Annotated in this window: 10 protein-coding genes; 2 read left to right on the top strand and 8 right to left on the bottom strand. The window is 60.8% G+C overall.

The features are described 5' to 3' along the window. The 8 genes from QWJ38_RS11720 to QWJ38_RS11685 all read right to left on the bottom strand — a co-directional run bounded on the left by QWJ38_RS11720 (position 1) and on the right by QWJ38_RS11685 (position 9,621). Positions 1–597, bottom strand: a complete 597-nt coding sequence (locus QWJ38_RS11720) for an acyltransferase (protein WP_290359266.1) — start codon at positions 595–597, stop codon at positions 1–3. Between the two features lie 45 nt (positions 598–642). Further along, a complete protein-coding gene (locus tag QWJ38_RS11715) occupies positions 643–1,773 on the bottom strand; it encodes an NAD-dependent epimerase/dehydratase family protein (protein WP_290359265.1) in 1,131 nt (376 codons plus the stop codon). A gap of 149 nt (positions 1,774–1,922) precedes the next feature. After that, entirely contained in the window at positions 1,923–2,849 is a 927-nt protein-coding gene (locus QWJ38_RS11710; RefSeq protein WP_290359264.1) for a glycosyltransferase family 2 protein, read from the bottom strand. Between the two features lie 16 nt (positions 2,850–2,865). Then, positions 2,866–4,380: an oligosaccharide flippase family protein gene (locus QWJ38_RS11705; protein ID WP_290359263.1), complete on the bottom strand. Its 1,515-nt coding sequence runs from the start codon at positions 4,378–4,380 to the stop codon at positions 2,866–2,868. Between the two features lie 3 nt (positions 4,381–4,383). Continuing rightward, positions 4,384–5,058 (bottom strand): acetyltransferase, encoded by a 675-nt coding sequence (locus tag QWJ38_RS11700; protein ID WP_290359262.1) that lies wholly within the window; start codon positions 5,056–5,058, stop codon positions 4,384–4,386. A gap of 2 nt (positions 5,059–5,060) precedes the next feature. Next, positions 5,061–6,173, bottom strand: a complete 1,113-nt coding sequence (locus QWJ38_RS11695) for a DegT/DnrJ/EryC1/StrS family aminotransferase (RefSeq protein WP_290359261.1) — start codon at positions 6,171–6,173, stop codon at positions 5,061–5,063. Between the two features lie 195 nt (positions 6,174–6,368). Continuing rightward, on the bottom strand, positions 6,369–7,556 hold the full coding sequence (locus QWJ38_RS11690; protein ID WP_290359260.1) for a Wzz/FepE/Etk N-terminal domain-containing protein: 1,188 nt from the start codon (positions 7,554–7,556) through the stop codon (positions 6,369–6,371). A 22-nt stretch (positions 7,557–7,578) separates the two neighbouring features. Further along, positions 7,579–9,621, bottom strand: coding sequence for an SLBB domain-containing protein (locus tag QWJ38_RS11685; protein WP_290359259.1), 2,043 nt, complete (start codon positions 9,619–9,621; stop codon positions 7,579–7,581). A 110-nt stretch (positions 9,622–9,731) separates the two neighbouring features. Here QWJ38_RS11685 and QWJ38_RS11680 point away from each other — a divergent pair, with 110 nt between their 5' ends. Together QWJ38_RS11680 and QWJ38_RS11675 are read left to right on the top strand one after the other, a co-directional pair. Continuing rightward, the gene (locus QWJ38_RS11680; protein WP_290359258.1) at positions 9,732–10,880 is read left to right on the top strand and encodes an MraY family glycosyltransferase; all 1,149 of its coding nucleotides are present in this window, start codon (positions 9,732–9,734) and stop codon (positions 10,878–10,880) included. Between the two features lie 27 nt (positions 10,881–10,907). Continuing rightward, positions 10,908–12,386, top strand: coding sequence for a DEAD/DEAH box helicase (locus QWJ38_RS11675; RefSeq protein WP_290359257.1), 1,479 nt, complete (start codon positions 10,908–10,910; stop codon positions 12,384–12,386). Positions 12,387–12,394: the final 8 nt, after the last annotated feature.

Raw genomic sequence — 12,394 nt, 5'->3', positions numbered from 1 at the left:
TCAGCCCGTGATTTCCGCTTGTGTCAGCCATTGACGACTGCCCAGGTCAAATCTCTTGACTACGCGCGCCGGTGCGCCGGTGGCGATGCAGTAGTCCGGAATGTCTTTGCTGACGACAGAGCCGGCACCGATGATGCAGCCGCGACCTATGGTCACGTCGGGCAGGATGACGCTGTGTGTACCGATGAAAGTGCCGGCGCCGATGTGCACATGCGTCGGGCGCTCGGGCAGGCGGGCGCCGATCTTGGGGCCGCAGTCTGGTGGGTCATGAGGATGATAGGTGTCGACGATTGCGCAGTACGGCGTGATCGATACACCCTCCTCGATCACGACGCTGGATTGGCAGACGATGTGCACGCCTTGCTCGATATTGACGCGATCACCTATGCGGAGCTCCGGTGTCCACGTCGCGCCAGGAGGGCGCACGACTTCGAGCCGTGCGCCATCGCGAATGAGAACGTCGGCACCGATGAATATGCGCTCCGGCTCGGTCACCAATATCGGCGGGAACAACACCGAGTTGCGACCGAACGCGCCGAAGCGCCAGCGCCACCAAGTCATTGACAGCAGGCGTCGGTAGATGTTTCTGGGACTCATCGAGCCACTTCCTGAGTGCTGGACCGTGAACTAATCAGCCCCCAATCACGAGGACTTGCCCAAGCCCGCTCGGGCCAACTCCTGCTGGGCCTGAGCCGAGCGATCCTCGAGGACTGGTTGAGTGACGACCCAGTCGCAGAAGGCGCGCAAGCCGTTCTGCAGCGAAACTTGCGGCTCGAAATCGAGCAACGCTTTAACTCGGGCCAGGTCCGCGTAGCAATGCCGGATGTCACCGGCTCGAAAGTCTCCGCTGACTTTCAACTCGGATGTGCTTCCCAGCAGTTGGCGAAGCAGGCTGGCCACATCAAGGACGGACGTCGCGACGCCGGAACCAACGTTGGCGATCGTGAATGGGGGAAGGTCGGCACTTAAGCCTTTGCTGATGGCCCGCACCACATCGCTAACGTGGACGAAGTCCCGGCTTTCATGTCCGTCTTCAAATATGTTGATTGGTAGACCCTGTCGCATCCTGTTTGAGAAGATTGACAGAATACCTGTGTAGGGGTTTCGCAGTGACTGGCGCTCACCGTAGACGTTCTGGAAGCGCAATGCGACGACGGTGAGGTTGTAGGCTTCCGCCATGAGGCGGCCCAGGGTTTCGTTTGCAAGTTTGGTTGCTGCGTAGACCGAGGCGGGCGAGGGGGTGGCAGTCTCCGGGGTTGCGATCAACTCCAGCGCTTGGCCTTCGGGACCTAGTGGCTCGAAAAGCCCCGCCTCAAGACGCTTCAGATCTCGTGAACCCGGCACCACGACTTGCCCCGCAAGACGATAAGCCCCCTCACCGTAGACCGAGCGACTCGACGCCAAGACTACGCGCCGAATGTGGCGGTGCTTGGTAACGATGGCCTCAAACAAGTTGGCAGTGGCTTGCTGGTTGACGTCGTAGTAATGGGTGACCTGATACATCGACTGACCCGTGCCGGTTTCGGCTGCGAGATGCACGACAGCTTCGGCAGAGGCGAGTGCACCATCCATCGCATTGGCGTCACGAATGTCCGCACGGATGAACTTGACACCACAGTCCGAATTCAGCCAAGGCACATCGGGACGTGGAAGTTCACCATGAATCTGCGGGCTCAAATTGTCCACAACGGTAATCTGATGCCCAGCCTGCATGAGCGATTCGACCAGCCAAGAGCCGATAAAGCCGGCGCCGCCGGTAACTAATATATTCATGGTGAGATTTGAAATCTAAATAATAAAATTGATACCCATTGAGTGGGGTTCGATGAACTCCAGCTCCAGTGAGCAAACTGACTCAATTGCCCGAACGGATTGACTGGTTGTCATGCTTGATTTTGCATGCTTGCAAGTTCAGACGGGGCCTATGACGCTTGGAACGCTTGCTGTAGTACTTTGCCATGGAGGCGTTTGGCACGCCGGATCGCCAAAACCCGAAAAGGATTTGGAAGCCGCTTGGCTGCGAAGACCATCCTTAGGAATCTAGCTCTTAGTTCACGGTCGGAAAAAAGCAGTTTGCTGCAGTCGGCCATCGCCGTGGCCAATATCAGGTCCTTCGGGCCGATCTTCCGTGTTAGCAGATCTTCATAGGCATCCATGAAGAGAGCAACGCGTTTCCGTTGCCCCAGTGCCAAAGTTAGCCCGCCGGCCGTGATTCTGTATGCTCCTAAAGGCTGGCTTAAGTTGATGGCGTGCCCGTGTATCAAGAATCCGATCAGGAAAAAATAATCTATTACTTCGGGCGAGGAGCCGAATAAGTGGCTGGCAAATTGGCGCCTGTACATGAATGACGAATGAACGAACAATGACCCTTTGGTAAGCGCGTCGTCCAAAAATAATCGTTGCTGTGGCTCCGCTTGTGTCGGGAATTGCGCCGAAAGGGATGAATTGTCAAGTGCGATCAGGTCCACCACATGACCACACAGGGAGGCGGCTTTGTCATTAAGGAGGGCGGTGACTTGCTGCTGTAATTTTTCTGGGTACGCTATATCGTCGCCATCCATATGGGCTACAAACTCACCGCGTGCGGCATGATGCGTGTGGCGAAAATTTCCAAACGCACCAAGACGCTCTGAATGATGCATGACCCTAAATCGCCCCGGGTGACGTGCAGCGACAGCGTCAACGATGTCCGCCGTACCGTCGGTGGAGGGGTCCACGCCGACGATCACTTCGTACGGGAATGTGGTGATCTGCCGAGCTAGCCTTTCCAGGCAGTCCTCAATGAAGCCTGCATGGTTGTAGGTAACCACGCAGATGCTAACGAGTGGTGGTGTAGTACCAAGGCTCATGGGTGAATACTTGTGGTCATCTTGAATGATGCCGGGTCAATGCAAGGGCTTTCAATATCAGCCGACGAGCTGTTGGGTCGTTTGCTGATAAAGCTCCCGTTATAGTTGCAGCTAGCCATATGGCGAGCACCGTGGCGACGCTCGACAGGCGTCCTTGGGGCCATGTAACTAGGGAATGTAACAGCGCCGTCGTGAGCAGGCTGGCACCAGCGATGCGCGCAATATCGTATACCCACGGCCCATGCAGACCCGGCTCTAGCTTGGCGTGAGATAGCGTTACCCATACAAGAAAGTAGAGCGTGATCGCTGCGAGCCAAACTCCTGCTGCGCCCACTGCGCCGTACTCCGGGCTAATCCAGATGATGGCAGGTACCAAAATCATCACTAGCAGAAGATTGCCCAGCAGATGCAAGCGCAATGATCCTCTTGCATACTGCAAAAGGTATGGAAACGCTGAGATTGCTAGAATCGCATTTCCTATTGCATAGCCCGCAATGATGGGGGCTGCCTTGTGTGCGGCATTGATGTCGTTGATCCATGCAAAAAGTATTTGCTCAGGAAAGAACGATAGCATCAACGCACAGGGGATCGTAATGAGGCAGGTAAGCTGGCTGGATTTCCGATAGGTCGCGATCAATGCTGCATGATCCTCCTTCGCGTGTAATCTGGCCAGTGTGGGAAGAAGTGCTTGCGAAATGGGGGCGGCAAGCAGATTGACTCCGCCAGCCACGACGATGGCGAGAGAGAAATACCCGTAGTCGCTAAGAGTAAGAAGATGCGACAGAAGCAGTTTGTCAACCTGGGTTACTGTGATCCAGATGACCGCGGTCGCCGCAATCATCAGCGAGAAACTACCCAATCGGCGAACCTGCATCAGTTGTTCGCGCCAAGAGGCTCGTGAGTGACGGGGTAGCAGTCTGTGTGATATGGCGGCGAGAATGACGAATTCCAATACTGCCACAAACAGTTGGAACGCAAAAAAAGTGGTTGGCAGTTTGCTCCAAAGCTCCAATACTAGTAATGCACCTGGAAATCTAGCGGTCGCTCCGGCTGCATTGAAGCCTGCCAGCCAGGCCATGCGTTCGTGGCCTGCAATGACGCTTCGATACAGCCCGGCGATCCAGCGCAGGGGTATTGTTAGCCCCATCATTAGCACGGACGCGGCCACCGACTCGGTGGACAGCACATGCGTCTTGATCCAATGGCTGGCCACATAAGGGGCTGTCAATGTCAATGCAACCGCGCCAAGAACTGCGATCAGTATAAAAATATTCTCAAGGGCGCTGAACAAAACGCGCAGTTCCTGAATTGGAATTGCGCCGGCACGCTGACGTGCGATATCGCGCGACAATGCCGGTCCCAAACCCATATCCAAGATCTGGAACCAGGCTTGGAGCATGGTGAAAAATCCGACCAGGCCATAAGCTTCGCTGCCCATGTAACGCAAGTAGATTGGCATTACAGCCAACGAGAGTAGCGTTACATAAATCTGGCTAGCATAAGTTGTCGCAACATTATGGCGCAAGCTCATCGATCAGCCTTCGTGCCAATTGGCTGGGTGAGTTTTAATTGCTCGTGCAGGGGCGCCAACGGCAGTGGTATTTTCCGGGAGCGGTTTTGTGACTACTGAGCCGGCGCCAACAACAGCCCAGCGACCGACATGCGTCTTGGGGATAAATACGCTGCCCGCTCCGATCTCGCAACCCTCGCCCAGGTGGACGTTCCCAGAGATTTTCACGCTTGGATAGAGCGTCGCGAAGTCGTCTAATGTCGCATCATGTCCAATGGTGCCCCCAATGTGAATTTGCACATGGGCTCCAATGCTGATGTCCGTTGTCAGTAAACTGCCCGCGCATATAACTGAACCAGGCCCAATTTCCACATGTCGGCCGATCCATGCCCTTGGGTGAACCAAGGTGGCGAAGGCGTTCTGGCAGACTTCTGCAAGGCGTAATGCGACTTGCCGGCGCGCAGACGGCGCGCCAATAGCAATTATGGTTTGAACTTCTGGATGGCTGCTAAGCCATGTCAGCCCTGTATGGACAGGTAGTCCATGTATTGTGCCGGGATTTGAGTAGCCGTGCTCAATGATGAAGCCTACGGGCTGCCATATGGGAGCCTGCGGTGATTGGTCATTGATGTCGAGGATAATCTGAAGTACTTCGCGTGCGAATCCGCCTGCGCCGACGATTGCGATGGGCGTGCTCATGATCACCCGCCTCTGATCACGGCAATAATTCTAGATTGATCGGCTTCGGTCAGATTTGGATAAATGGGCAGGCATATCACCTGCTCGGCGATTTTCTTGGCAACGGGCAAATTGGATGGGGATGCGGAGGCCAGCCCGCGATACATCGGAAAGTCAGTGATCAACGGATAGAAATATCGCCTTGCGTAGATGTCATGCTGGCGGAGTCGAAAATAAAGATTGTCCCTGGTCTCGGGGTATTTTGAGTCAATGAGGATCGGAAAATAGGAGTAGTTGGTGCGTGACGCTGCAGTGTTGCTAACGCATTGCACGCCCGGGACGCCATTGAGGGCTGTCCGGTACCTGGCGTCTATTGCTTGGCGTGCATCTATTGCGGCGTCTATGTCTCGGAGTTGAAGCAGCCCGAATGCGGCTTGCATTTCGTTCATCTTGCCGTTGATGCCGGGCGCTACGACTGTGGTTTCGTCGACAAACCCAAAGTTCTTCAGGTGGTCGATGCGTTGCTTCATCTTTGCATCGGGACAGATGATGGCGCCGCCCTCGAAGGTATTGAACACCTTGGTGGCATGGAAACTGAGTACGGATAGGTCGCCGTGATTGAGGATGCTCCCCGAATCGATATTCACGGCAAAAGCGTGTGCTGCGTCGTATATGACCTTGAGTCCGTAAATATCGGCGATCCTCTGGATTTCCGCGACATTGCAAGGGTTCCCATAGCAGTGCACCGGCATGATTGCGGTGGTCTGAGGTGTGATGGCCGCCTCAATTTTTGCTGGGTCGAGATTTAGAGTGTCGGGATCTATGTCGACGAAAACCGGCTTTATGCCATTCCAGAGCAAGGAATGTGCAGTCGCGACGAATGAGTACGGCGTGGTGATTACTTCGCCTGTGACTCGCAGCGCCTGAAGTGCGGTGACGAGTGCAATGGTTGCATTGGTGAACAGGGCCAGATGCTTGACCCCCAGGTAATCGCACAGGGCACCTTCGAGTTGCTGATGGAAGGGGCCGCCGTTGGTGAGTACCTTGCTGTCCCAGATTTGACCCAGCAATTGTGTGAAATCCTGCAGCGCAGGCAGTTGAGGCTGCGTGACGTATATCGGTTTCTGGTTGCTCATATCTTCCTCGCTATGTGCTTAATTTCGGCGAGTCATGCAAGTAACTGCGTCTGGGTGGTAGTGCACCGCGGATCGAGTAGGCCGTCCCCAAGTGGCTCGCAATTGAGGCGTTTCGGGTTTGCATAGGCCAAGCAGGAGAAGACGGTTACTCTCCTAACCCATGTGCCCAAGCCCGGTTGCAATGTGAATGCGGCGTCAGGTGCCGCTCGATCGGCCTGTTTTCAATGCTGCTCGCAAGCGGGCAAATTTTTCCGCGGCGTGGGGGTGTTTGGAAGTCGTGCGTATGGAATGACGAACAAGCACCCAAACGACAAGGAGCAGGAAAGCGGCGGCGGCGGTGGCGATCGCGATTATCGCCCGTGCCGGCTTGCTCTTGCGTTCGGGTGGCGTTGCGGCATCGACGACCTGGATCAGCGCGCCCTCGCGACTCTCGTCCAGCCGCGCCATTTCGAATTGCTTGGAGAACAGATCGAAGAGTGTTTCTTGATACTTGAACTCACGGTAATGGCTAACGTAATCGGCATCACTGGGCGCGGTGGCCGAGCCTTCCAGTTTGAGCAGCTGTGACCTCAGCGCACTCAATTGCACCAACTGCTGCTGGACTTCCGGCGCCGTGTCCGAGAGCGCGCGCCGAACGACTTGTAGCTGCACCTCGGCGGCGGCGATCTGGGCCTGGAGCCTGGCGTAGCTCTCCGCCGCAGCCTTGGGTTCGGCCTTCAGTGCGCCAGCATTGAAGCCGCTGCTTTGCAGCGCTTGCTGGGCGTCCGTCAGCTTGGCTCGCGTTCGCTTCAACTCATTTTCGAAGAAGACGCGGCGTTGCTGCGCTTCGGTCAGCGCTAGCTCTGCCGAAAGGCGGCGCAACTCCGCGACATATTGATTCGCGATGTCGGCGGCCATGGTCGGGTCATGGGCATCAACCTCAGCGGTAATTAATCCGTCCTTTTTGCCCAGGGTGATGCGAACGTTCTGCTTGAGTGTCTGGCGCGCGAGGAAGCGATATTTGACATCGTAGACCTCGAGGAGCTTGAAGCGATCCACGATGCGATCCTCGACATTGGCGCTTTGCATCAGGGCCACATATTGATCGCCTGGTGTCTTGATTCCGCTGCTGCCGGCCAGGCCGGACAAGGCGCCCAGCGAGGCCAGCGCCGTGGCGGCCGCGCTCTGTTGCTGTTGCGGCGGCAGAAAGGTTGTTCTGGCGGTGAACGTTGGTGCAATCAGGTAGCTGGCGCCGATGGCGAGCGCGCCGGCGACCACTGGGGCGATGATCAACAGGCGCCAGTGCGAGGCGAGCACGGTGGCGATTTCCAGCAGATCGATGCCATCGTCGACGGCATCCTCGGCCGGTCGTACGTTGGGGGCGTGAGGAGGCATGGATGTCATGAATGGGTTCCGGTCGTGCCGCTCAGTTGTTCTTCAGGGTCACCAGCGCAGCAGCACCCAGGCCGAACTGATAGAGGATCTGCGTCCAGTCCTTCACGTCCTGCATGAAGGTGGTCTTGTTCAACTCCTCGGGCACGAAGACGGTGTCGCCGGGCTCTGCGTCGATCTTCTCGAGGCCGCCGCTCATCAGCCAGCCGTTGGTCTTCTGGCGTGCGCTGACGACGCTACCATTGGCGCGGAGCACGAAGGCGTTGTCGGAATCGGCACCGCGCGAGGGGCCACCGGCCAGCGCCATGAAGTCGCCCACCGAGCGCCCGTCGGCATACAGATAGCTGCCCGCATTGAACACGCTGCCGAACACGCCGACGCTGCTCGGGCGGGCCGGGATCAGCAGCCGATCGCCGTCCTCGAGCGTCAGGTTGGGCAGGCTGGGCTCGCGCGGGTTCATCTGCAAGACGATGCGGCCGGTCGGTCGCAGCGCGCGCAGCCGTTCGAGCAGGCGGGCGGTGTTCTGCGCCTTGCCGGTCTGCGCGGCGGCGTCGTCGGCCGAAATCGTCCGCTGCGTCGTGGCGGCGCGGGTGAATTCGGTTTCCAGGTCGCGCAACGCCCGTTCGTAATTCTCCTGCTGTGACAGGCGCACGCTTTCGCGGCTGAAGTCGGTGCCATACAGATAGGCATCGCGGGTCAGGCCGCCGGCGGCCTTGATCGCGTCGCTGATGCTGCTGCTGGCCGGCAGGATGAATTCGCCCGGATGCTGAACCTCGCCCTCGATGCGCACGCGCTTGTTCTGCTTGTTCTGGGGCAGCGAGGCCGTGACGGCACTGTAGGCGCGCAGCAGATCGCCGCTGCGCGGCTGCTGACGGCCTTCCTTGGGCAGGCTGAGCTCGCTGATGCGCGTGTCGTTGCGCGCGTCTACATGCTCGACGCTCAGGCGGCTGCGGTCGGCCACGGCGGTGAAGCCGCCGGCCATGGCCAGCACATCGTCCAGCGTCTCGCCCGGCTTCAGCTCGAAGATGGCCGGCTTGTTGACGCTGCCGACCAGGGCCACCTGCGGGCCGGTCGGGCCGATATGGATCACATCCTCGGCCTGCAGCGAGCGGTCGGCCGTCTTGTCGCCCCTGATCAGCAGATCGTAGAAGTCGAAGCTGCTGACCATCTTGCCGGCGCGTCGCAGCTCGATATTGCGATAGCTGCCGACGCCGGACGGGCCACCCGCCTGCATCAGCGCATTGACCAGCGTCGCCAGGCTGCTGACCGTGTAGGCGCCGGGGCGGCGGGTGAAGCCGGTGACGTAGACGCGGATGCTGCGCAGCCGGCCCATCGAGGCGCTGAGCTTGAAGTTGCGGAACACCTGGCCGACGCGCTGCTCGATCGCCGGTGCGAGATCGGCGTAGCGCAGGCCGGCCACCATGACGGGGCCGACACGCGGGATGACGATGCGGCCGCCGCGATCGACGATCAGGCGCAGATCGGCATCGACCGAGCCCCACAGCGTCAGCAGCACCTCGTCGCCGACACCGATCGTGTAGTCCAGCGGGATCTGGTTGCCGGATTCCGGCGCCATGCCGCCGCGCACGCTCGGCGTCATCAGCTCGGAGCCGAAGCGCCGGATCTCGGCCGCCTGCTCGAGCAGCTCCTTGTCGGCCTCGGAATAGGTGCGGCTGCCCGGTTGCCGGCTGTCGGTCAGGCTGGCACCGATGGCGCGCTGCACATAGCGCTCGAACTCGCTCGGGATATAGACCGGCGGCGGTGGTTCGCGGCGCGGCACTGCGGCATCGAGCACGTCGGCATTGCTGCCGTTCTCGCCGCCTTGCCGGGGCGCCTGCTGCGGCAGACGGAAGGGGCCGGTGTCGCCGTTCCCGCCGCTATAGCCGCCGCGGCTGTCGACGCCATTGCTCTGCGCCAACGCCGGACCGTTCAGCGTCAGCAACTGGGCGCCGATGGTCAGCAGCAGCAGGCCCTGGCGGGCGGCTCGCCCGAGCGACGCGCGCCCGCCGACCGGATCGATGCTTCCACTCCCATGGCGCGTCGTCGACGCGGAGCCCAAGAACTTGCAGAACGTCATGAAATCTAGCTCGCTATGGTTTTGCAGCGCTCTGAGGAGAGTTGGCTGTGACGGGCGGCATTCTAGCGGCGCCGGGCGATGGCCGAGGCGGGCGCCGCTACACTGGCCGGATGCTGTATTTGCTGATCCCTTTTGCGGTGGCGACGATCGTTACGCTGTTTGTCGTCCGCTCGTCTACGACGCACGGCTATTTGTCGGCCGACCATGATTTGTCGGGGCCGCAGAAATTCCACGCCCGCCCAGTGCCGCGCATCGGCGGTGTCGGCATCTTCGCCGGCCTGGCGGCCTGCGCGGCCGTGATGCTGGTGCTCGGCCATCTGGAGGCCCGGCTCGGCCTGCTGCTGCTGCTTTGCGGCCTGCCGGCCTTTGCCGCCGGCCTGATCGAGGACTTCACGAAGAAGGTTTCGCCCGGTAAGCGCCTGCTGGCGACGGCCGTTTCCGCCGCGCTGGGGGCCTGGCTGATGGGCGCGCTGATCACCCGCACCGACATTCCCGGCGTCGACTGGCTGGTTGCCACCACCGTCGGCGCGACCATCGCCACCGTGTTCGCCGTCGCCGGCGTCGCCAACTCCGTCAACATCATCGACGGCTTCAACGGCCTGTCCTCGATGTGCGTCAGCCTGATGCTGCTGGCCTTCGCCTATGTGGCCCAGCAGGTCGGCGACGTCGAGCTGGCGCTATGGGCGCTGGCCGGCGTCGGCGCCATCCTCGGCTTCTTCGTCTGGAACTTCCCGGCCGGCCTGATCTTCCTCGGCGATGGCGGCGCCTACTTCATGGGCTTCTTCCTGGCTGAGATCGGCGTGCTGCTGATCGCACGGCATCCGCAGGTGTCGCCGCTGTTCGCGCTGATGGTCTGCATCTACCCGGTCTTCGAGACGCTGTTCTCGATCTATCGCCGCCGCATCCTGCGCGATGCGCCGCCGGGCGAGCCCGATGGCATCCACCTGCACTCGCTGATCTACCGCCGCCTGATGCGCTGGGCAATCGGCGCCCACGACGCCCGGGTGATGACGCGCCGCAACTCGATGACGGCCCCCTATCTGTGGACGCTGTGCGTGTCCTCGCTGGCGCCGGCCCTGCTGTTCTGGGATTCGACGCCGATGATCGTCGCCTGCATGCTGCTGTTCGCCGTCACCTATGTGGGCCTGTACTGGCGCATCGTCCGCTTCAAGACGCCCAAATGGCTGGTCTTCCGCAATGCGCCGAAGAGCGAGGCGCGCGCGGTCGCCGAGCTGCATTCCCAGGGCAAACCCGAGTGATTGCCGCGGATCGCGGATAATCATGGGATGACCGACATCCAAACGACCGAAGCAGCCGAGCTTCCGCAACAAGCGCCCGCGCGCTTCGACACGCTGCCGCTGGACGCCAAACTGCTGCGCGCGGTGGCCGATTCCGGCTACGCGACCATGACGCCGATCCAGGCCAAGGCGATCCCCATCGTGCTGGACGGTCGTGACGTGATGGGCGCCGCCCAGACCGGCACCGGCAAGACCGCCGCCTTTTCGATCCCGCTGCTGCAGCGCATGCTCAAGCACGAGAACGCCAGCGTCTCACCGGCCCGCCACCCGGTGCGCGCGCTGGTGATCGCGCCGACGCGCGAGCTGGCCGACCAGGTCGCCAACAACGTCAAGGCCTACGCCAAGCACACCAATCTGCGCTCCGCCTGCGTCTTCGGCGGCATCGACATGAAGCCGCAGACCCTGCAGCTGAAGGCCGGCGTCGAGGTGCTGATCGCCACGCCCGGCCGCCTCTTGGACCACATCGAGGCCAAGAATTGCGTGCTGAACCAGGTCGAGTACGTCGTGCTCGACGAGGCCGACCGCATGCTGGACATCGGCTTCCTGCCCGATCTGCAGCGCATCCTCAGCTACCTGCCCAAGACCCGCCAGACCCTGCTGTTCTCGGCCACCTTCTCGCCCGAGATCAAGCGCCTGGCCCAGAGCTATCTGCAGGACCCCATCCTCGTCGAGGTGGCGCGGCCGAACGCGACCGCCTCGACGGTCGAGCAGCTGTTCTACAGCGTCGATGACGAGGACAAGCGCGCGGTGGTCAAGCAGATCCTGCGCCAGCGCGAGATCAAGCAGGCGATTGTCTTCGTCAATTCCAAGCTCGGCGCGGCCCGCCTGGCCCGCTCCTTCGAGCGCGATGGCCTGCGCACTGCGGCCCTCCACGGCGACAAGTCGCAGGACGAGCGCCTGAAGTCGCTCGACGCCTTCAAGCGCCAGGAGGTTGATCTGCTGGTCGCCACCGACGTCGCCGCGCGCGGCCTGGACATTGCCGACCTGCCGGCCGTCTTCAACTTCGACGTGCCCTTCAATGCCGAGGACTATGTGCACCGGATCGGCCGTACCGGCCGCGCCGGTGCCTCGGGCATCGCGGTGACCCTGGTGGCGCGCAGCGATGCCCGTCTGATCGGCGATATCGAGAAGCTGATCAAGCGCAAGATCGATCTGGAAGCGATCGAGCTCGAGGACGACCGCCCGGCCCGTTCGGAGCGCTTCGAGCGCCCGGCGCGCCCGCGCCGCGAGCGCGATGGCGAGCAGCCATCTGCCGCCGCGCCGCGCCCGGTCTACCGCGCGCCGGCACCAGCGCCGCGTGACCCCTTCTTCGACAAACCCTACGAAGCCAGCGCCAGCGGCGAGGCGCCGCCGGCCTGGGAGAAGGGCGCCGCCGCGGCACCCAAGGGCCTGTCCAGCTATATCAAGCCGAAGAAGAAGGTCGCCGCACTATTCGGCGCCAAGCGCCCGGCGGCACTGGAATCCTGAGGCGGGAA

This window comes from Roseateles violae (genome assembly GCF_030410485.1).
GTDB lineage: Bacteria > Pseudomonadota > Gammaproteobacteria > Burkholderiales > Burkholderiaceae_C > Roseateles_D > Roseateles_D violae.
Note: the sequence above shows the minus strand (reverse complement) of the source record. Positions and strands in the feature narration are given on the sequence as shown.

What these genes read in the sequence shown, in the direction of transcription:
- QWJ38_RS11720 (WP_290359266.1), bottom strand. Translation starts at nt 597, where the DNA reads ATGAGTCCCAGAAACATCTACCGACGCCTGCTGTCAATGACTTGGTGG.
- QWJ38_RS11715 (WP_290359265.1), bottom strand. Translation starts at nt 1,773, where the DNA reads ATGAATATATTAGTTACCGGCGGCGCCGGCTTTATCGGCTCTTGGCTG.
- QWJ38_RS11710 (WP_290359264.1), bottom strand. Translation starts at nt 2,849, where the DNA reads ATGAGCCTTGGTACTACACCACCACTCGTTAGCATCTGCGTGGTTACC.
- QWJ38_RS11705 (WP_290359263.1), bottom strand. Translation starts at nt 4,380, where the DNA reads ATGAGCTTGCGCCATAATGTTGCGACAACTTATGCTAGCCAGATTTAT.
- QWJ38_RS11700 (WP_290359262.1), bottom strand. Translation starts at nt 5,058, where the DNA reads ATGAGCACGCCCATCGCAATCGTCGGCGCAGGCGGATTCGCACGCGAA.
- QWJ38_RS11695 (WP_290359261.1), bottom strand. Translation starts at nt 6,173, where the DNA reads ATGAGCAACCAGAAACCGATATACGTCACGCAGCCTCAACTGCCTGCG.
- QWJ38_RS11690 (WP_290359260.1), bottom strand. Translation starts at nt 7,556, where the DNA reads ATGACATCCATGCCTCCTCACGCCCCCAACGTACGACCGGCCGAGGAT.
- QWJ38_RS11685 (WP_290359259.1), bottom strand. Translation starts at nt 9,621, where the DNA reads ATGACGTTCTGCAAGTTCTTGGGCTCCGCGTCGACGACGCGCCATGGG.
- QWJ38_RS11680 (WP_290359258.1), top strand. Translation starts at nt 9,732, where the DNA reads ATGCTGTATTTGCTGATCCCTTTTGCGGTGGCGACGATCGTTACGCTG.
- QWJ38_RS11675 (WP_290359257.1), top strand. Translation starts at nt 10,908, where the DNA reads ATGACCGACATCCAAACGACCGAAGCAGCCGAGCTTCCGCAACAAGCG.